Annotated in this window: 20 protein-coding genes; 11 read left to right on the top strand and 9 right to left on the bottom strand. The window is 71.6% G+C overall.

Going from position 1 to position 17,247, the window contains the following annotated elements:
- Positions 1 to 39: 39 nt before the first annotated feature.
- A complete protein-coding gene (locus tag ACWDR3_RS00195; protein ID WP_450349483.1) occupies positions 40 to 912 on the top strand; it encodes an NAD(P)H-binding protein in 873 nt (290 codons plus the stop codon).
- Positions 913 to 954: 42 nt separating this feature from the next.
- Here the strand turns inward: ACWDR3_RS00195 and ACWDR3_RS00190 are convergent, their stop codons facing one another.
- Both ACWDR3_RS00190 and ACWDR3_RS00185 read right to left on the bottom strand, forming a co-directional pair.
- On the bottom strand, positions 955 to 1,623 hold the full coding sequence (locus ACWDR3_RS00190; protein ID WP_450349481.1) for an HAD family hydrolase: 669 nt from the start codon (positions 1,621 to 1,623) through the stop codon (positions 955 to 957).
- Between the two features lie 247 nt (positions 1,624 to 1,870).
- On the bottom strand, positions 1,871 to 2,452 hold the full coding sequence (locus ACWDR3_RS00185) for a TMEM165/GDT1 family protein (protein ID WP_450349479.1): 582 nt from the start codon (positions 2,450 to 2,452) through the stop codon (positions 1,871 to 1,873).
- Positions 2,453 to 2,807: 355 nt separating this feature from the next.
- Here ACWDR3_RS00185 and ACWDR3_RS00180 point away from each other — a divergent pair, with 355 nt between their 5' ends.
- From ACWDR3_RS00180 to ACWDR3_RS00170, 3 genes are all read left to right on the top strand, one after another.
- On the top strand, positions 2,808 to 3,452 hold the full coding sequence (locus ACWDR3_RS00180; protein WP_450349477.1) for an HNH endonuclease family protein: 645 nt from the start codon (positions 2,808 to 2,810) through the stop codon (positions 3,450 to 3,452).
- Between the two features lie 119 nt (positions 3,453 to 3,571).
- Positions 3,572 to 5,224 (top strand): alkaline phosphatase D family protein, encoded by a 1,653-nt coding sequence (locus tag ACWDR3_RS00175; RefSeq protein WP_450349475.1) that lies wholly within the window; start codon positions 3,572 to 3,574, stop codon positions 5,222 to 5,224.
- 125 nt (positions 5,225 to 5,349) lie between these two features.
- Entirely contained in the window at positions 5,350 to 7,251 is a 1,902-nt protein-coding gene (locus tag ACWDR3_RS00170) for an FAD/NAD(P)-binding protein (protein WP_450349473.1), read from the top strand.
- A gap of 19 nt (positions 7,252 to 7,270) precedes the next feature.
- Here the strand turns inward: ACWDR3_RS00170 and ACWDR3_RS00165 are convergent, their stop codons facing one another.
- Complete coding sequence (locus ACWDR3_RS00165) at positions 7,271 to 7,804, bottom strand: superoxide dismutase family protein (protein ID WP_450349471.1); 534 nt, start codon at positions 7,802 to 7,804, stop codon at positions 7,271 to 7,273.
- 254 nt (positions 7,805 to 8,058) lie between these two features.
- On the opposite strand from ACWDR3_RS00165, the gene ACWDR3_RS00160 reads away from it, so the two are divergent.
- Positions 8,059 to 8,688 (top strand): DedA family protein, encoded by a 630-nt coding sequence (locus ACWDR3_RS00160; protein WP_450349469.1) that lies wholly within the window; start codon positions 8,059 to 8,061, stop codon positions 8,686 to 8,688.
- Between the two features lie 7 nt (positions 8,689 to 8,695).
- Here the strand turns inward: ACWDR3_RS00160 and ACWDR3_RS00155 are convergent, their stop codons facing one another.
- Complete coding sequence (locus ACWDR3_RS00155) at positions 8,696 to 8,926, bottom strand: DUF2277 domain-containing protein (protein WP_450349467.1); 231 nt, start codon at positions 8,924 to 8,926, stop codon at positions 8,696 to 8,698.
- Positions 8,927 to 9,029: 103 nt separating this feature from the next.
- Between ACWDR3_RS00155 and ACWDR3_RS00150 the strand changes: the two genes are divergently transcribed.
- Together ACWDR3_RS00150 and ACWDR3_RS00145 are read left to right on the top strand one after the other, a co-directional pair.
- Entirely contained in the window at positions 9,030 to 9,923 is an 894-nt protein-coding gene (locus ACWDR3_RS00150) for a ketopantoate reductase family protein (RefSeq protein WP_450349465.1), read from the top strand.
- Positions 9,924 to 10,041: 118 nt separating this feature from the next.
- On the top strand, positions 10,042 to 10,662 hold the full coding sequence (locus ACWDR3_RS00145; RefSeq protein ID WP_450349463.1) for a dihydrofolate reductase family protein: 621 nt from the start codon (positions 10,042 to 10,044) through the stop codon (positions 10,660 to 10,662).
- A 26-nt stretch (positions 10,663 to 10,688) separates the two neighbouring features.
- Here the strand turns inward: ACWDR3_RS00145 and ACWDR3_RS00140 are convergent, their stop codons facing one another.
- Positions 10,689 to 11,096 carry a RidA family protein gene (locus ACWDR3_RS00140; protein WP_450349461.1) on the bottom strand — a complete coding sequence of 136 codons (408 nt, stop codon included), beginning with the start codon at positions 11,094 to 11,096 and terminating at the stop codon, positions 10,689 to 10,691.
- A gap of 101 nt (positions 11,097 to 11,197) precedes the next feature.
- On the opposite strand from ACWDR3_RS00140, the gene ACWDR3_RS00135 reads away from it, so the two are divergent.
- From ACWDR3_RS00135 to ACWDR3_RS00125, 3 genes are all read left to right on the top strand, one after another.
- Positions 11,198 to 11,605, top strand: coding sequence for a winged helix-turn-helix transcriptional regulator (locus ACWDR3_RS00135; protein WP_450349459.1), 408 nt, complete (start codon positions 11,198 to 11,200; stop codon positions 11,603 to 11,605).
- A gap of 195 nt (positions 11,606 to 11,800) precedes the next feature.
- Entirely contained in the window at positions 11,801 to 13,057 is a 1,257-nt protein-coding gene (locus tag ACWDR3_RS00130; RefSeq protein WP_450349457.1) for an MFS transporter, read from the top strand.
- 36 nt (positions 13,058 to 13,093) lie between these two features.
- Positions 13,094 to 14,089 (top strand): aldo/keto reductase, encoded by a 996-nt coding sequence (locus ACWDR3_RS00125; RefSeq protein ID WP_450349455.1) that lies wholly within the window; start codon positions 13,094 to 13,096, stop codon positions 14,087 to 14,089.
- A gap of 16 nt (positions 14,090 to 14,105) precedes the next feature.
- On the opposite strand, the gene ACWDR3_RS00120 is transcribed toward ACWDR3_RS00125, so the two are convergent.
- The 3 genes from ACWDR3_RS00120 to ACWDR3_RS00110 form a co-directional block, all read right to left on the bottom strand.
- Positions 14,106 to 14,804, bottom strand: a complete 699-nt coding sequence (locus ACWDR3_RS00120; RefSeq protein WP_450349453.1) for a DUF6518 family protein — start codon at positions 14,802 to 14,804, stop codon at positions 14,106 to 14,108.
- Positions 14,805 to 14,862: 58 nt separating this feature from the next.
- Positions 14,863 to 15,504, bottom strand: a complete 642-nt coding sequence (locus ACWDR3_RS00115) for a TMEM175 family protein (RefSeq protein WP_450349451.1) — start codon at positions 15,502 to 15,504, stop codon at positions 14,863 to 14,865.
- A 91-nt stretch (positions 15,505 to 15,595) separates the two neighbouring features.
- Complete coding sequence (locus ACWDR3_RS00110; RefSeq protein ID WP_450349449.1) at positions 15,596 to 15,886, bottom strand: DUF6355 family natural product biosynthesis protein; 291 nt, start codon at positions 15,884 to 15,886, stop codon at positions 15,596 to 15,598.
- A gap of 164 nt (positions 15,887 to 16,050) precedes the next feature.
- Between ACWDR3_RS00110 and ACWDR3_RS00105 the strand changes: the two genes are divergently transcribed.
- Positions 16,051 to 16,743, top strand: coding sequence for a class I SAM-dependent methyltransferase (locus tag ACWDR3_RS00105; protein WP_450349447.1), 693 nt, complete (start codon positions 16,051 to 16,053; stop codon positions 16,741 to 16,743).
- On the opposite strand, the gene ACWDR3_RS00100 is transcribed toward ACWDR3_RS00105, so the two are convergent.
- Positions 16,733 to 17,221, bottom strand: coding sequence for a hypothetical protein (locus ACWDR3_RS00100; protein ID WP_450349445.1), 489 nt, complete (start codon positions 17,219 to 17,221; stop codon positions 16,733 to 16,735). The genes ACWDR3_RS00105 and ACWDR3_RS00100 overlap by 11 nt on opposite strands.
- Positions 17,222 to 17,247 lie beyond the last annotated feature (26 nt).

The following is a 17,247-nucleotide window of genomic DNA, read 5'->3' as shown; positions in this document are numbered from 1 at the left end:
GAAGCGTTCCCCTGAGCAGCCGCGATCAGAAGGAGCTTCATGGCGATCCTGGTGACCGGAGCCACCGGCAATGTCGGTCGGCACGTGGTCCGGCAACTCGTCGAGGCCGGCGCGGAGGTGCGGGCTCTGACCCGCAGCCCGCGCACGGCGGTGTTCCCGGAAGCCGTGCGCCTGGTTGCGGGCGATCTCATGCGACCGGAATCACTCGTCGAAGCATTGAAGGGCGTCGACCGGATGTATCTCTTCCCGGTCGCCGAAACCGCGGGGGAAGTGGTTGCTCTGGCCCAGCGGGCCGGCGTGCGTCGCATTGTGGTGCTGTCCTCCGGAGCTGTCACGACAGGCTTCGACAGCGATTTCCACCTGCCGGTCGAGCAGGCTGTGGAGGCGTCGGGGCTGGAGTGGACTCACGTGCGCCCCGGCGAGTTCGCGATGAACAAGCTGGCCCTGTGGGGCCCGTCCATCCGCGGCGAAGGCGTGGTGCGCGATCCCAGCCCCGATGCGGCCTGGTACCCGGTGCACGAGCAGGACATCGCGGATGTCGCGACCCTGGCTCTGCTGGAGGACGGACACCGCGGACGGGCGTACACCCTCAACGGCCCCGAAATGTTGTCGCATCGTCGACAGGTCGAACTCATCGCCGAGGCCATTGGGCGCCCGATCCGTTTTGACGTCGTGAGCCGGGACGAGGCACGGGACAACTACCGCGAGCAGGGTGGTTTCGCAGCCGCGAACGCGGATTTCCTGCTCGGTTTCGAGAGCTATTCAGGCGGCGGGACGGACCTGGAGGTGTTCGAGGAATTCGATCCGACGGCAGCGGGCCCGATGTCCACCGCCGAGGAGGCCACCGGGGTCCCGGCTCGCACCTTCGCCCGGTGGGCACTCGACCACGCCCGGGATTTCCTCCCCGGCTGAGGCCCACCGCCCCGGCGGGAACAGCGACGGAGCCACACGCTCCTAAGCCACGTAGAGCCGGATCCCCCCACCCGCAACGCCTTCGACCCGCACCTGCGTCAAATCCCGTACCACCACGTCCGGTTCGTGGAAGTCGGCCCGAGGGCCCACCCCCACCACCCGCATCCCCGCGGAGCGCCCCGCCGCGATACCCGCCGCCGAGTCCTCGAAGACGATGCAGTCGGCGGGGTCGACGCCCAGTTCGGCGGCGCCCTTGAGGAAGCCCTCGGGGTCCGGCTTGCTCGCGCCGACCGACTCCGCGGTGATGCGGATGTCCGGGAGGGAGAGTCCGGCCGCGGCCATGCGGGCCGTCGAGAGAGCCACGTCGGCCGAGGTCACCAAGGCGTGCGGAAGGCCCGCCAGGGACGCGAGGAACTCCGAGGCGCCCGGGATCGCCACGACGCCCTCCATGTCGGCGGTCTCCTCGGCGAGCATGCGCGCGTTGTCGGCCATGTTCTGCTCCATGGGCCGGTCGGGCAGCAGGACCGCCATCGAGGCGTAGCCCTGGCGGCCGTGGACCACCTTCATGACCTCGTCCGCGTCCAGCCCGTGCCGGTCGGACCAGCGCCGCCAGCAGCGCTCGACGACGGCGTCCGAGTTGACGAGGGTGCCGTCCATGTCCAGCAGGAGGGCGTGGGCAGTGAGGACGGTGGGCACGGTGGTGGCCGTCATCGGCAGCTCCAAGGCGGCGGGAAGGGGCGCCAGAGGCTTGCGGGTCGAGCCCATGGCAGGACAACCGGAGGGACAAAGCGCCCCGCCCGCCGGTCAGGGAGAACGGGCGGGAGCCACTTTGTTCCTCCACGGTACAAAACATCCCCCGCATCCGCCACCGACTCCGGGAACAGTTCACCGAACGTTCAGCTCGGCCGACCCCGGCCCCGGCCCTCAACCCCAGGCCCCCGCCCCTCGCTGCCGGACCTCAGCCCGCCACCGCTTCCCACAGGCTCCACACGCCCAGCGCCAGCATCAGCAGCGCCGCGACCTTCGTGATCAGCGCCAACGGCACCCTCTTCATCAGCGCCTTCCCGCCGACGATGCCGAGCCCGGCGACCGCCCACAGCGCGAGCACCGCACCGAGCCCGACGGACAGCGGATCGTCGTAGCGGGCCGCGAGGTTGGCCGTCATGATCTGCGTCAGATCCCCGAACTCGGCGACCAGGATGAGCATGAATCCGGCGCCGGAGACCTTCCAGAAGGACTGGTCCTTGGGCTTGCGGACCTCCTCCTCGTCGTCGCCCTTCTTGAAGAGGAGCACCGCGGCCCCGCCGAGGAAGAGCACACCGGTCACCGCGGCCACGAGCTGCTGCGGCAGCAGCGTGAGCACACTGCCCGCCGCCACGGCGAGCACGACATGCAGCAGGAACGCGGCGGCGACACCGGCGAAGACGTACGAGGCGCGGTAGCGGGTGCCCAGGACGAGCCCGGCGAGCGCGGTTTTGTCGGGGAGTTCGGCCAGGAAGACGACGCCGAAGACGACCGCCGTGACGCTGAAGGTGATCAAGGTTCCTCAATCGGTCGGGGCTGCCCCACCGAGAGTGTGATTGCTGTCCGCGGACACCTCGGCACGGCAGCACACACGAACAAACGGTGCACTGCTTACCGAAGGTCTCGCTGGCCGGCCCCTGACGAATCATGGGCCTGCCTCCGGGCGCCGGCTCAGACGAGCTGAGCAGTATGTCGACGGTCCGGCGAAGAGCTACTCCCCTTCTGCGCCGTCCATAGTACGCGACCCCAAGGCATTGCCTTGTCATGCTCACGTCACTAGCTTCTTACCCAACGCACACCCCACCGCAACACGGCACCGCAAGCATTCCTTCGCTCGCACTCCAACGTCCCCCCACCACAAGGGAGTTCGTATGCCGAAGTTCTACGCGCGTCGACGACTGAGCATACTCGCGGCGTTCACCGGACTCATAGCCTCCGTCGCTCTGTTCAACGGTCCGAACGCCTCCGCCGCCCTCCCCACCCCCGTCAGCGCCGCCACCGCCCGCACCTACCTCGCCTCGCTCAGCGTGGCGACCGAGGTCAGGACCGGCTACGACCGGGACCTGTTCCCGACCTGGATCACCATCAGCGGCACCTGCAACACCCGCGAGTACATCCTCAAGCGGGACGGTACGAACGTCGTCACCAACTCCGCGTGCACCGCCACCAGCGGCAGCTGGTACTCCCCCTACGACGGTGCCACCTGGACCGCCGCCTCGGACGTCGACATCGACCACCTCGTGCCGCTGGCCGAGGCCTGGGACTCCGGCGCCCGCAACTGGACCACCGCCCAGCGCCAGTCCTTCGCCAACGACGTCACCCGCCCGCAGCTCCTCGCGGTCACGGACAACGTCAACCAGTCCAAGGGCGACCAGGACCCGGCCACCTGGATGCCGTCCCTCACGTCCTACCGCTGCACCTACGTCCGCGCCTGGGTGCAGGTGAAGTACTACTACGACCTCTCCGTCGACTCGGCCGAGAAGTCCGCGCTCACGAGCTACCTCTCCGGCTGCTGATTCGACATCGGCCGCCGACTCGGCAATGGCTGCTGATTCGGTAACGGTGATCGCCGGACACTGTCCGCCCTCCCCCGTCGTTCAATACCGTACGGTGCGACGGAGGAGGGGCGATCATCGTGGCCGAACTGCGCCTGGGACCACTGCTGAGGTATGCCGACGGCTCGTCCGCGACCGTATGGGTCGAGGCGAGCCGTCCGTGCACCGCCGAGGTGCGCTGCGCGGACGGCAGCGCCGGACAGGCCCGCACCTTCCAGGTCGCGGGCCATCACTACGCGCTGGTGGCGGTGACCGGGCTGACCCCCGGCACGACGACCGCGTACGAGGTGTTCCTGGACGGCGCGCGGGTGTGGCCGCTGCCGGACTCCCGTTTCCCGCCGTCCGTGATACGCACCGGCGTCCTCGACGACGGCGTCCGTGTCACCTTCGGCTCCTGCCGCTGGGCCGCCCCGCCGGCCGGCGGCCACGACCCCGTCGGACCCGACGCCCTGGACTCCCTCGCCACCCGCATGGCGGCCGACCCGGACGGCGAACGCCCGGACGTGCTCCTGCTGTTGGGCGACCAGGTGTACGCCGACGAGACCTCGGACGCGACCAAGCGGTGGCTGGCGGCCCGGCGTGATCTGGGCGACGCCCCGGGCAGCGAGGTCGCGGACTACGAGGAGTACACGCACCTCTACTACGAGTCCTGGCTCGACCCCGAGGTGCGCTGGCTGCTGTCCACCGTGCCCAGTTGCATGATCTTCGACGACCACGACGTGATCGACGACTGGAACACCTCCGCCGCCTGGCTGGCGGACATGCGCGCCACCGCCTGGTGGCGGGAGCGGATCCTGAGCGGCCTGATGTCGTACTGGGTCCACCAGCACCTGGGCAACCTCTCGCCCGACGAGCTGGCCGACGACCCGCTCTACGCGGCCGTCCGCGCGGTCCCCGACGCCACCGACGACCTGCGCGCCTTCGCCGCCAAGGCCGACGCCGACCCGGCCTCGGTGCGCTGGAGCTACCGGCGCGACTTCGGCCGGGTCCGGCTGCTGATGGTGGACAGCAGGGCGGCCCGCGTCCTGGACGAGGAGTCCCGCTCGATGCTCGACCCGGGCGAGGCCCAGTGGCTGCGCGAACAGGCCCTGGAGGAGCGGGAGTCGTACGACCATCTCCTGATCGGCACCTCGCTGCCCTGGCTGCTGCCGCATCTCGTGCACGACGCCGAGCAGTGGGACGCGGCCCTGTGCCGGGGGGAACGCGGGGCGCGCTGGGCGCGGTTCGGGGAGAATCTGCGGCGCACGGGGGACCTGGAGCACTGGGCGGCCTTCCCGACGTCCTTCGCGGCCCTGGCCGAGCTGATCGCCGAGGTCGGTTCCGGGCCCACCGCGCCGGCGAGCGTGCTCGTCCTCTCGGGAGACGTGCATCACGCGTACGTGGCCGAGGCGACCTGGGTCGAGGGCGCGCCGGACGCGCGGGTGCTGCAACTGACCTGCTCGCCGGTCCACAACTCCGTACCGGCCTATGTGCGCGTCGGCTTCCGCTTCGGCTGGAGCGCGGCGGCCCGGGCGCTGGGCCGACGGTTCCTGCGGCACGGCCGGTGCGCGCCGCTGAAGGTCGACTGGCGCAAGAAGGGCGGGCCCTGGTTCGGCAACCAGCTCATGACCCTGACGCTGCGCGGGCGTTCGGCGGGGCTGCGCCTTGAGCAGGCGCGGGTGCGGCCGGGGGCGGTGCCGGGGACGGTCGGCGACCTGGAGACGGTGACGGAGTCCGTCCTCACCAGTACATGAGGGGCAATTGGGGCGGGTGGGGCCCGCGTTGGCTTACGTGACTCCCGAAGGCATGATGATGCGGACCGCCTGCTTCCAGTAAGCGGTTTGCTGCCAAGCGCCCCACACGCCCGGGAGTCACCCTTTTGTCTGCACCGACCGCGGAACCGCCCTCCGTCTCCCTCGCCGTGGTCGGCGCCGGCCCGCGCGGCACCAGCGTCCTGGAACGCCTCTGCGCCTCGGTGCCCGAACTCCTCCCGCCCGGCGTCCGGTTGACCGTGCACGTCGTCGACCCCGCCCCGCCGGGCGCGGGCAGCGTGTGGCGCACCGGGCAGTCGCCCGAGCTGCTGATGAACACCGTGGCCTGCCAGGTGACCCTCTTCACCGACGACAGCGTGGACTGCTCGGGTCCCGTGCGGCCCGGTCCGAGCCTGCACGAGTGGGCGGACGGCGAGCTGGGCGCGGACGAGTACCCGACCCGCGCGCAGTACGGGCGGTACCTGGAGTGGGTCTTCGCGAAGACCGTGCGCGAGGCCCCGACGGCGGTCCGCGTCGTCCCGCACCGGGCACGCGCGGTACGCCTCGACGACACCTCCGACGGCCGCCAACTGCTGACCCTGGACGACGGCAGAATGCTCACAGGCCTGTCCGCCGTCGTCCTCGCCCAGGGCCACCTGCCGACCGTCGCCGACGGCACCCAGCAACGCCTCGCGGCCTACGCCGAGCGGCACGGCCTGCGCCATGTCCCGCCCGCCAACCCGGCCGACGTCGACCTGACCGCCGTACCGCCCGGCGAACCCGTGCTGTTGCGCGGGCTCGGTCTCAACTTCTTCGACCACACGGCCCTGTTGACCACCGGCCGCGGCGGCCGCTTCGTCCCCGCCCGCCGCGGCGGTCTGCGGTACGTCCCCTCCGGCCGCGAGCCCCGCCTGTACGCCGGCTCCCGGCGCGGTGTCCCCTACCAGGCGCGCGGCGACAACGCGAAGGGCCCGTACGGCCGTCACACCCCGCGCGTCCTCACCCCGGACGTGATCGCCGGTTTCCGCAAACGCGCGGAGAACGGCGAGGCGCCCGACTTCCTCGCCGAGATATGGCCGTTGGTGGCGAAGGAGGTCGAGACGGTCTACTACACGGCTCTGCTACGACGCCCGCGGCGCCCGGAGTTCGCCGCGCGCTTCCTCTCCGTACCGCACGGCGATCCCCAAGAGGCGGACGTACTCGACGAGTTCGGGATCCCGGCCGCCCGGCGCTGGAGCTGGGACCGGGTCTCCCGGCCGTACCGGGAAAGGGAGTTCGCGCATCCCGGGCAGTGGCGGGAGTGGTTGCTGGCGCACCTGCGCGAGGACGCGGCGCAGGCCGCGCTCGGCACGGTGGACGGTCCGCTGAAGGCGGCCCTCGACGTCCTGCGGGACCTGCGCAACGAGCTGCGGCAGGTGGTCGACCACGGCGGTCTGACCGGCACCTCCCGCCGCGACCACCTGGACCGCTGGTACACCCCGCTCAACGCCTTCCTCTCCATCGGCCCGCCCCGCCGCCGCATCGAGGAGCTGGCCGCGCTGGTGGAGGCGGGCGTGGTGCAGGTCCTCGGCCCCCGCCTGGAGGTCACCGAGGAGGACGGCGCCTGGCTGGCCCGCTCCCCCGAGATACCGGGCTCCGCGACCCGCGTGACCACCCTCGTCGAGGCCCGCCTCCCGGAGCCCGACCTGCGCCGCACCGCCGACCCCCTCCTCGCCCGCCTGCTCAAGACGGGCCGCTGCCGGCCGCACACCGTCGACGGCTACGAGACCGGCGGCCTCGACGTGACGGAACGGCCGTATCACCTGATGGACCGTCAAGGACGCGCCCACGCACGGCGGTTCGCCTTCGGCGTGCCGACGGAGGGCGTCCACTGGGTGACGGCCGCGGGGGCTCGCCCCGGGGTCGACTCGGTGACGCTCTCGGACGCGGACGCGGTGGCGAGAGCGATACTGCGGGTGGCTGCGGGCGAGACGGTCGCCGGGGCGGAGGCGGGTCCGTGGCCGAGCAGCCGGCTCGCCCGCGTCGACTAGATCGCCCTGTCCGACCCGATCACCCGGCGACCCAGCCGAACGGCACCGTGAAGCAGCCCACGCGGGCGCCGTGCGTACCCGGCATGTCGTGGATGACGACCGAGGACGCCTCGCCGCGCCGGAAGCCCCAGTCGTGGCGGGCGCTCGCCTGACCCGAGCCGTCCTTGCCCGCGGTGAAGTCGAGCCAGACCTCGTTGTCCGCGTTCACATGGGCCGCGTCGGTGCCCACCTCGTGCTGGTAGTGCCCGCCCGCGGCGGCCGGGTCGGCGGCACAGGGCTTCTGGTGCACATGGACGGCGTACGCGTGCCCGGGGGCCAGCCCCTCGACCCGCAGCCGCACGGTCGTCGCACCGCCCTCGGCGGTCTGCTGGCCCACCTCGATCCACGCGCCCGCCGGCACCAGCTTCGTGTCGTAGGTCATCGCCGCCGACGGGACGAAGGCGGTGGGCGGCGCGAAGCGCGCGTCCGTGTGCATCGAGTAGCCGTGGGCACCGCCAGGGCCTGCCGCGAGCACGGCCGCCGCGACGGCGCCCGCGCATATACCTGCCACCATGATCTCTACCGTTCCTCACGTCGTACGGCCGCTGCGGCCGAAGGTCGCCCCCACTCCGTGCTACGGGACACCGGCGGCCCGCGCCCGCCGGGGGACGGCAGCCGGGTGAACGTCGTGTGCCGATCCCACGCGCCCCCGATGAATCTGCTGTCACACCCCAGGCGTACGCTGTATGGCTGTTGATGGCCGCCCCTGCCGCTCCCCCGCGACAATGCGGCACGGTCTGGCCACGGGGGAGTTCACGGGGAGTCGCGGTGCTGGAGAGTGTGGGGACGCTGACGGGCAGTCCATGGATCTACGCCATGGTCGCGCTGTCGGTCCTGCTCGATGTTTTTCTGCCGGTGCTGCCGAGCGGGGTGCTGGTGATCACGGCCGCGACGGCCGCCGCCGCGGGCTCCGCGACCGGACAGGTGCCCAGCCAGGTCCCGGCCCAGGTGCCCGACATCCTGGCGCTCATCTTCTGCGCGGCCACCGCCTCCGTGCTCGGCGACCTGGTGGCCTACCGGCTGGCCTGGCGGGGCGGCGAACGCCTGGACCGCGCCATCGCCCGCTCCCGCCGGCTGACCCTGGCGCAGGAACGTCTCGGCGTCGCGCTGGCCCGCGGCGGCGGCGCCCTGGTCATCCTCGCCCGCTTCGCCCCGGCCGGCCGCTCGGTCGTCTCCCTCGGCGCGGGCGCCGCGCACCGCCGGGTCCGCGAGTTCCTGCCCTGGTCGGCCCTGGCGGGCCTGGCCTGGGCGGCGTACAGCGTCGCCCTCGGCTACTACGGCGGCCGGTGGCTCGGTACGACGTGGCTGGGCACCGGGGTGTCCGTGCTGGCGTTGTTCGCGGCGGGGGCGGGGGCCGCGTATGTGATGCGGCGGCCGGAGAAGACGCCCGCGGCCTAGACAGCCCTCAGGCGCTGGCCTTCTGCCCCTGACCGCGCACCTGAAGTCCGGCGAGCAGTTCCGCCGTCGCCTCGGCGACCGCGTCGACGGCCCGGTCGAAGACCTCCTGGTTGTGCGCGGCGGGGGCCCGGAAGCCGGACACCTTGCGTACGTACTGCAGGGCCGCGGCCCTGATCTCCTCCTCCGTCGCCTCCTCGGGCAGCGCGGGCGGGCGGAGTGTCTTGATGCTTCGGCACATGGGTCCAGTCTCCTCCGGTCTCCCCCGATTCGGCGAGGCCTGCGATGATCCCGTTCGAGGCGGCCACCGGGAAGGGGCCGACCGACGAAGGGGACGGAAAATCATGGCGAACGACGAACTCACCGTGGCGGTGCTCGGCCCGGGCGGTATCGGCGGCCTGCTGGCGGGGCTGCTGGCCCGCGCCGGTCACCGGGTGATCTGCCTGGCCGGAGACGCGACGGCGCAGACACTGCGGACGGACGGGATCCGGGTCCGCAGCGGGCTGTTCGGCGACTTCACGGCCCGGGTCGAGGCGGACGCGGTGCTGCGCGAGCCGGTCGACGCGTGCCTGGTGGCGGTCAAGGCCACCACCCTGGACGCGGCCCTGGAGCGCGTACCGCCCGCCGCGCTGGGCGACGCACTCCTCGTACCGTTCCTGAACGGCGTCGAACACCCGGCGGCCCTGCGCGCCCGCTACCGTCCCGAGCTGGTCGCCCCGGCCGTCATCCGCGCCGAGTCCACCCGGCTCGCACCGGGCGTGATCGAGCTGGGCAGCCCGTTCGCGGAGATCGATCTGACCGGCGACCCGGTCCCCCGCGAGCGGCTCGACACCCTGTCGCGGGCCCTGAACGCGGCAGGACCCACCACCCGCGTCCTCGACGACGAGACGGCGACACTGTGGGCGAAGATGTCGTTCCTGGCCCCCTTCGCCCTGCTCACCACCCGCTACGCCCTCCCCCTGGACCAGGTCCGCACCCGTCACCGCGCCGAACTGACGGCCCTGGTGGAGGAGACGGCCGAGGTCAGCCGCGCCTGCGGCGGCCCGTCGGACCCGGCCCAGGCCCTGGCCCGCTACGACGCCTTCCCACCCGGCACCAAGTCCTCGATGCAACGCGACGCGGAGGCGGGCCGCCCGCTCGAACTGGACGCCATCGGCGGCGCGTTGCTGCGCGCGGCGGAGCGGCACGGGGTGGAGGTGCCGGTCGCTGCGCGGCTGGTGCGGGAGTTGGGAAGCTGAGGGAATCGGGGGTGTTCGGGGAGTCGGGCGCTGGGGTGTGTCGAATGCGCCGATCCCCGATCGACGTGAGGGTGAAGGCAGCACTCGCAGGCCGCACAGGAGTCAGGAGCACCCGACCGTGACCGTCACCGCAGACATGGCCATCTCCCTCGACGGCTACATCGCCGGCACCGACGTGACCCTCGACAACCCCGGAGGAAACGGCGCCGAACCGCTCTTCGAGTGGATCCACAACCTGGCGAGCTGGCGGGAGCGCCAGGGCATGACGGGCGGGGAGGAGAACGAGGACTCCGAGCTGATGCGGGAGTGGTTCGACGCCACCGGGGCGGTGGTGATGGGCCGGATGATGTACGACACCGGCGAGGAGTTCTGGGGCGACAACCCGCCCTTCCGGACCCCGGTCTTCGTCCTCACCCACCGCCCCCGACCGACCCTCGTCAAGGAGGGCGGCACCACCTTCACCTTCGTCACCGACGGCATCCACAGCGCCCTCGACCAGGCGAAGGCCGCCGCCGGCGACCGGAACGTGGACATCGCGGGCGGTGCGCGCACAGTGCGGCAGTACCTCGCGGAGGGACTCGTCGACGAGCTCCAACTGCACGTGGTGCCCGCCCTGTTGGGAGACGGACTACGGCTGTTCGAGGGCTTGGGGACCGGACCGGACCGACGTCCGATCGAGCCGGTCAGGGTGGTCCACACGCCCCTGGCCGTGCATCTGAAGTACCGCTTCCTGAAGTGACCGGGGTTCGGTGAGTCACCGGGCGCTCAGTCGATGACTGCGGTGGCTTCGATCTCGACCAGGTGCTCGGGGACGTCCAGTGCCGCCACCCCGATCAGCGTGCCGGGTGCCATCGGGGTGGTCCCCAACTTCTCGGCGGCCCGGGCGAGTCCGTCGAGGAACAGCGGCATCTTGTCGGGGGTCCAGTCGACGACGTAGACCGTCAGTTTCGCCACGTCGGCGAAGGTGGCGCCGGCCTCGGCCAGTGCGGTGCCTACGTTGAGGTAGCTGCGCTCGACCTGGGCGGTGAGGTCGCCCGCGCCGACCGTGACCCCGTCGGCGTCCCAGGCGACCTGCCCGGCGACGAAGACGAGCTTCGACCCCGTCGCGATCGAGACCTGCCGGTAGACCGGGATCTTCGGCAGTCCGTCGGGGTTCTTCAGGGTGATGGCCATGGTGCGCGCACCTCGTTCTCGGTCTCTTGTGGTTACTGGGAAACCGTAGGAGAGTGGCCGCTGACATGGAAGAACGCACTTTTCAGTGACTGGGGAACCTCATGGTGACCAAGCAGCTCAGCGGCTCGCCCGACGAAGCGGACCAGGCGAACCAAGCGGATCAGGCTGACCTGAGGCGTGCGGACTCCTTGGCGCGGGAGATCTTCTCCGACATCGCCAACAAGTGGTCGTTCCTCATCATCGAGGCGCTCGGTGAACGCACCCTGCGCTTCACCGAGTTGCGCAACGAGATCGAGGGCATCAGCCACAAGATGCTCACCCAGAACCTGCGCATGCTGGAGCGCAACGGCCTGGTCGATCGGCGCGTGCACCCCACCGTGCCGCCGCGCGTCGAGTACACGCTCACCGAGTCGGGTCAGGGCCTGCGCGCCACGGTCGACGGCATGTGCGACTGGACCCACCGCTACCTCAGCCACATCGACGCGGCCCGCCGTCGCTTCGACGTCTGACGACTGCGATACTCACCGCACGAGACCGCACGAGAACGTACGAGAGATTTCTGCCCGGTGATGGAGTCGGCGTGGGGTGTGTGTCCCCGTTCCGCGCCACCACTGGACGGTTCCAGGCGATGACCACGGGTCGGTGAATCCGGACGCCGACGACCCTGAGTGGTCCGCCCCGCCGGGCAGCGAAGAGGATTCGCCGTGTCGTCGGCGCCCTACCCCCGTCTGCTGCGCACACCCGGCGCCGCAGCCTTCTTCCTGACCGCGACCGTCGGCCGGGTCGGCATCGCGATGACCGGCCTCGGCATCGTCTGGCTGGTGCACGGCCGCACCGGCTCCTACGCCTCGGCCGGCCTGGTGAGCGGCGGTTTCGCCGTGGCCGAGGCGCTGGTCGGGCCTCAACTCGCCCGCCTGATCGACCACTTCGGCCAGACCCGGGTACTGCCACCCCTCCTGCTCGCACACGCGGCGGCGGTGGCCACGCTGCTGGCCCTGGTCGCCGGTGACAGCCCACCCGGGCTGATGACGGTGGGCGGGGTGCTGGTCGGCGCCACCATCCCTCAACTCGGCGCGCTGTCCGCGGCCCGCTGGGTGGCGCTGCTGCGCGAGCAGCGTCCCGCGGAACTGCCCAGCGCCTTCTCCCTGGAGTCGCTCGGCAACGCGGCGGGTTACCTGGCCGGCCCGACCCTGGTCAGCGCCCTCGCGGCGAACGGGCATACGGCACTGGGCACCGTACTGGCAGCCGCCCTGGTGGTGACCGGCGGAGGCTTCCTCGCCGCCCAACACCGCACCGCGCCAAGGCCGTTGACATCATCGACGCCGGCATCGACATCGGCATCGGTTTCCGAAGCCGCCGAACGCTCCCGCGCAGGACGCTCACTCCTACGCCCCGGATTCGCGGCGCTGATCGGCCTCAACCTCGCCATCGGCGTGTACTTCGGCGCCGTACAGGTCTCGGTGACGGCCTTCGCGGTCGAGCACCACGCGGCGGACGCGGCCGCGGCGATCTTCGCGGTGTCGAACTGCGGTGGCCTGCTGGCCGGTTGGCTGTACGGGACGCGTCGATGGCGTACGCCCGCGCGAGCACAACTGGCCGTGGCGACAACCGGGTTGGCGCTCGCGAGCCTGCTCCTCCTCACGGCCGACTCGCCCTTGGCCCTGGGATCCGTGATCGTGCTCACCGGCGCGGCGGTCCCACCGGTCCTTGTGCTGCTCTCGGTCCTGGCCGAATCCGCTGTCCACCGAGCCGTCCTCACCCAGGCCTTCACCTGGCTGAACTCCGCAGGCGCGGCCGGCTCGGCGGGCGCGGCGGCACTCTCCGGCCGGGCGGTGGACGTCTTCGGCGCACAGGGCGGCTTCGCGCTCGCGGCGGCGGGGACCGCGGGGATGGCGGCACTGGCGGTGGGGTTCTGGCTGCGGGGCGGCGGAGAGGGAAGAGTGGCGGCCGGAAGTAGCTGACAGGCGAGCGGGACTCGCCGGAGTGAGGAGCTGCGGATGCGGGCCGATGAATCGGTCGTGTTGGGGCGTACGGCGCTGCGGGTCACCCGGCTCGGACTCGGACTCGCGTCCCTGGGAGGGCTGTTCACGCCGGTCTCCGACGAGGACGCGGCACGGACCGTCGACCGGGCGTGGGACGTCGGCGTCCGGCTCTTCGACACCGCGCCCGTCTACGGTTACGGCCGCTCCGAGCGCCGTACCGGGGCGGCACTGCGGGGTCGTCCGCGTGAGCAGTACACGCTGTGCACCAAGGTCGGCCGCCTGATCGTGCCCGGGGGCGGCGACACCCAGCCGATCTGGGCCGATCCGCCGCCCGGTGTCGGGCCGCGGCGCGACTACTCCTACGCCGGGGTCATGCGCTCGGTCGAGGACAGTCTGGAGCGGCTGGGGCTGGAGCGGATCGACGTGCTCCATGTGCACGACCCCGACGAGGACTTCCCCACGGCGGTGACGGACGCCTACCGGGCGCTGGCCGAGTTGCGCCGCCGGGGCACTGTCGGCGCGGTGTCGATCGGCGTCAACCACGCGCCGGTGGCGGTCCGTTACCTGGCGGAGGTGGCGGAGCCCGGGCCCGACTGCGTCATGCTCGCGGGCCGGTACAACCTCCTCGACCAGTCCGGCCTCGACGCGCTGCTGCCGCTGTGCGCCGCGAGGGGCGTCGCCGTCATGGCCGCCGGCGTCTACCAGTCCGGCCTCCTCGCCGACCCCCGCCCCGACGCACCGCACGGCTACACCCGGCTCCCGGCCGAACTGGCTCGGCAGGTCACCGCCTGGCACGCCCTCTGCGACCGCTTCGACGTGCCCCCGAAGGCAGCGGCCGTCCAATTCCCCTTCGGGCACCCCGCGGTGACGAGCGTCGTGGTCGGCGCCCGGACACCGGCCGAGGTCGAGGAGACCGCGCGTATGCTCGCGCATCCCCTGCCGGACGACTTCTGGACCACCGCCCGGGCGGCCGGGCTGCTGGCCGCCCGGGTACCGCTTCCCGCCGAGTGAGTGCGCCACCCACCGCTCAGGCGGAGACCGTCTGAAGAGGCAGTTCGACGATCGCGTACGCGAGGAGCGCGAAGGGCACGGCCGTCGCCAGGGTGAGGGCGCGCTCCCGGTGCGTGCGGGCCATGAGCAGGGGGACGAGGACGAACACCGCGAAGCAGCCCCAGGCCTGCGGCGCGTAGTGGAGGTCCCAGGCGAACATCACGCCCTCCATCCCGAAGAGCCCGGCGAACGCGGCCAGACCGGCGATACGAGTCCAACTGTCCCGCCCGGCCACGGCGTTGCCGCGGCGCCACGCGTACCCCGCGACGCCGAACAACGGCCCGGCCACGCACGCCATCCCGAGCCAGACGAGCGGGAAGAACAGAGAACCCATGCCGTCACGGCCGTACTCGGCGTAGCCGTAATACCCCACGACGAGCCCGGCCTCCGCCCCCAGCCCACCCACCGCGGCCCGGACCACCGTGCCGCCGCCCCGCCCGGCGAGCAGCGCTCCGGCGACGAAGGCGACGGCCGACCACACGGCACCCGAGTTGGCGATCTGGTTCCAGGCTCCCGGCAGCCATCCCTGGGCGAGGTTGGTGAGTACGCCGAGCAGCACTCCGCCGCCGGTCGCCGCCACCGTGGCGGTCAACGCGCCGAAGCCGGCGCCCGGTTGCGCAGAGTCACTCAAGTCGCCGAAATCACCCAAGTCGTCCGGGGTCGCAGTCGTCGCCATGGCGGCCACTATACACACGATGTATACGTGCGATGTATAGCCACCGGATCCCGAGGCCTTACGGCGTCGGCGTGAGGCGGCGGGGGAAGCGACCGAGGACGAAGTGGGTGGGGACGAGCGTGATCCAGAACCACATGGCCGCGTCCGTGTTGAGGAAGGCCAGGGGGATGGAGAGGCCGAAGATCAGGACGCTGGAGCCGAGTTGGGCGGCGAGGCGCCGACGGGCCACGGCGGCGGGTGAGGTGGGCGTGGGGTGCACTTGGCGTTGTGTGAGCAGCAGCAGGGCGGTGTGCACCGCGTGGATCGCGGCCATGGCGCCGGCGTAGAGGGCGACGGCGGCGGGCTGGGAGGCGTACTCGGCCAGGAGTCCGGTGGGGAAGGGCAACAGGGCGACCAGGCCCAGGCCGAGCAGGATCAACTCGGTGATCACGAACGACTCGACGGGCAGCGTGGCGAGGATGCGGCGCTGGTCGCGCCAGAAGCCGGAGAGGAGGGTGAAGCTGAGGGCGAAGGCGCCGAGGCTGGGGAGTTCGTCGCTCAGGGCGCGGTGGAAGGCGGCGTCGTTGAGACCCGCGGGCACCGCCAGGTCGATGACGAGAAGAGTCATCGCGATGGCGTATATGCCGTCGGACAAAGCGATCAGGCGTGCCACGCCCGGGGCGTTCTCGTGTGTGGGCGGCTGCGCCACCGGCTCCGTCATGGCGACGAGAGTAGGGCGTCCGCCTTGGCCGTATCGCACCGGCCAAGGCTCGGCCGGCTCACACCGTCACGCCGTCACCGGCGGCCGTCCGTCAGCAGGTACGGCCCACGTAGTGCGCCCCCTGGATCTTGTCGGCGGAGCCCAGCCAGGTCGTGCCGGGTGCGACACAGCGCTCGTAGTCCGGCGCCAGGGCGACCCTGACCTGGATGACGACACGCGAGCCGTCGGAGGTGCAGTGGTTGTAGTAGGCGTCGCTCGAGGTCTCGTAGAACCCGCAGGGGTCGGCGGCGGCCGGTCCGGCGGTGACGGTCCCCGTGGCCAGGGAAGCGAACGCGAATGCGGTGACACCGAGGGCGCGGGTCACCATACGACGAATACGCAAGCGGAACTCCTGGATCAGTGCAGGCCGACGACACGAACAGGCTTGTGCCTGCCGGTCAGTTGGCTGGATGCCCGAGTATTGCGACGCATCCCGGCGGGATTGAGGGGCCGCCCGGGTTGTTCACCTGGCGAATCGTTAACCCACTACGCCGAACGGATGGTCCGATGTCCGACCTCAACCACCAGACCGCCTACTGGGACGCGGTCGCGGAGACCAAGTGCTTCACGCATCCGCTCCACTCACCGTGGCTGGACGGCCTCGGCCCGAACGCCGCGATCCTCGACTACGGCTGCGGATACGGCCGGACCATGAGCGCCCTCGAACAGCGCGGCTTCGACGACCTCTTCGGCGTCGACATCTCGCCGGGGATGATCTCCCGCGCCCGCCGTCTGCACCCCGCGATGCGCTTCGAGGTGCTGGACGCTCCGCCGACCCTGCCGTGCGCGGACGCGAGCATCGACCTGGTCGTCCTCTTCGCGGTGCTGACCTGCGTCCCCGACGACCAGGCGCAGCGACGGCTGATCGGTGAGGTGCGCCGCGTCCTCAAACCGGGCGGGCGGCTCTACCTCAGCGATCTGCTCCTCCAGAACGACCAGCGCAATCGCGGCCGTTACACCGAATTCAGCGAACGCCACGGCGGCACCTACGGAGTCTTCCGCACCGACGACGGCGCCGTCTGCCGCCACCATCACGAGGACTGGTTCACCGACCTGCTCACCGACTTCACGTCCATCGAGACCCGCACCGTAACCGTCGCCACGATGAACGGGCATGAGGCGGCCGGGGTGCAGATCCTGGCCGGCACACCGGCCCCCGCAGCCCTCGGCGCGGTCGAACGGCCCAGCCCTACCAGCTGAGTTCGAGGCTTCCGCCCACCGGCAAGGCGTGCCAGCGGTCCGCGTAGGTGTCGAAGCGGGCGACGATGTGGTCGACGACCGGGGGGATTTCGTCGGCGCGCACATACGCCGGGAGCGTCTTCGCGTGGCCGTGGCGGATCTCCCAGACGGGGAGCGCGACGGCCGCCAGTTCCTCCGAGCGGGCCATGTCCGCGCGGGCCTGCGGGGACGGGGTCGTCGGCTTCGACTTGCGGCGGCGGGCCGCCTTGTTCCGCTCGGTGGGATCCGCGGGCCAGAACAGGCCGTTGTCACCGGCGGCGAGACGCCCGTACACCCCGAGCTTGATCCCGGCCTCCGCCTCGACGAGGAAGTGCACCAGGTCGTGCGGCAGATACGGGTGCCCGCCGGGACCGTTGCGCGGGGCCAGCGCCGCGCCGGTCTCGCGGTGCACCGCGATGTCGTAACTCGTGCCGGGGCCCTTGGTGAAGACGACGCGCATGGCGCTCACGCTAGGCGTCGGGGACG

Source organism: Streptomyces sp. NPDC001002 (assembly GCF_053599215.1).
This window is presented reverse-complemented; position numbering and strand designations above follow the sequence as displayed.

Coding starts and splice junctions, on each gene's coding strand:
- ACWDR3_RS00195 (WP_450349483.1), top strand. CDS start 40: ATGGCGATCCTGGTGACCGGAGCCACCGGCAATGTCGGTCGGCACGTG.
- ACWDR3_RS00190 (WP_450349481.1), bottom strand. CDS start 1,623: ATGACGGCCACCACCGTGCCCACCGTCCTCACTGCCCACGCCCTCCTG.
- ACWDR3_RS00180 (WP_450349477.1), top strand. CDS start 2,808: ATGCCGAAGTTCTACGCGCGTCGACGACTGAGCATACTCGCGGCGTTC.
- ACWDR3_RS00165 (WP_450349471.1), bottom strand. CDS start 7,804: ATGGTGGCAGGTATATGCGCGGGCGCCGTCGCGGCGGCCGTGCTCGCG.
- ACWDR3_RS00155 (WP_450349467.1), bottom strand. CDS start 8,926: ATGTGCCGAAGCATCAAGACACTCCGCCCGCCCGCGCTGCCCGAGGAG.
- ACWDR3_RS00150 (WP_450349465.1), top strand. CDS start 9,030: ATGGCGAACGACGAACTCACCGTGGCGGTGCTCGGCCCGGGCGGTATC.
- ACWDR3_RS00140 (WP_450349461.1), bottom strand. CDS start 11,096: ATGGCCATCACCCTGAAGAACCCCGACGGACTGCCGAAGATCCCGGTC.
- ACWDR3_RS00135 (WP_450349459.1), top strand. CDS start 11,198: ATGGTGACCAAGCAGCTCAGCGGCTCGCCCGACGAAGCGGACCAGGCG.
- ACWDR3_RS00125 (WP_450349455.1), top strand. CDS start 13,094: ATGCGGGCCGATGAATCGGTCGTGTTGGGGCGTACGGCGCTGCGGGTC.
- ACWDR3_RS00120 (WP_450349453.1), bottom strand. CDS start 14,804: ATGGCGACGACTGCGACCCCGGACGACTTGGGTGATTTCGGCGACTTG.
- ACWDR3_RS00115 (WP_450349451.1), bottom strand. CDS start 15,504: ATGACGGAGCCGGTGGCGCAGCCGCCCACACACGAGAACGCCCCGGGC.
- ACWDR3_RS00105 (WP_450349447.1), top strand. CDS start 16,051: ATGTCCGACCTCAACCACCAGACCGCCTACTGGGACGCGGTCGCGGAG.
- ACWDR3_RS00100 (WP_450349445.1), bottom strand. CDS start 17,221: ATGCGCGTCGTCTTCACCAAGGGCCCCGGCACGAGTTACGACATCGCG.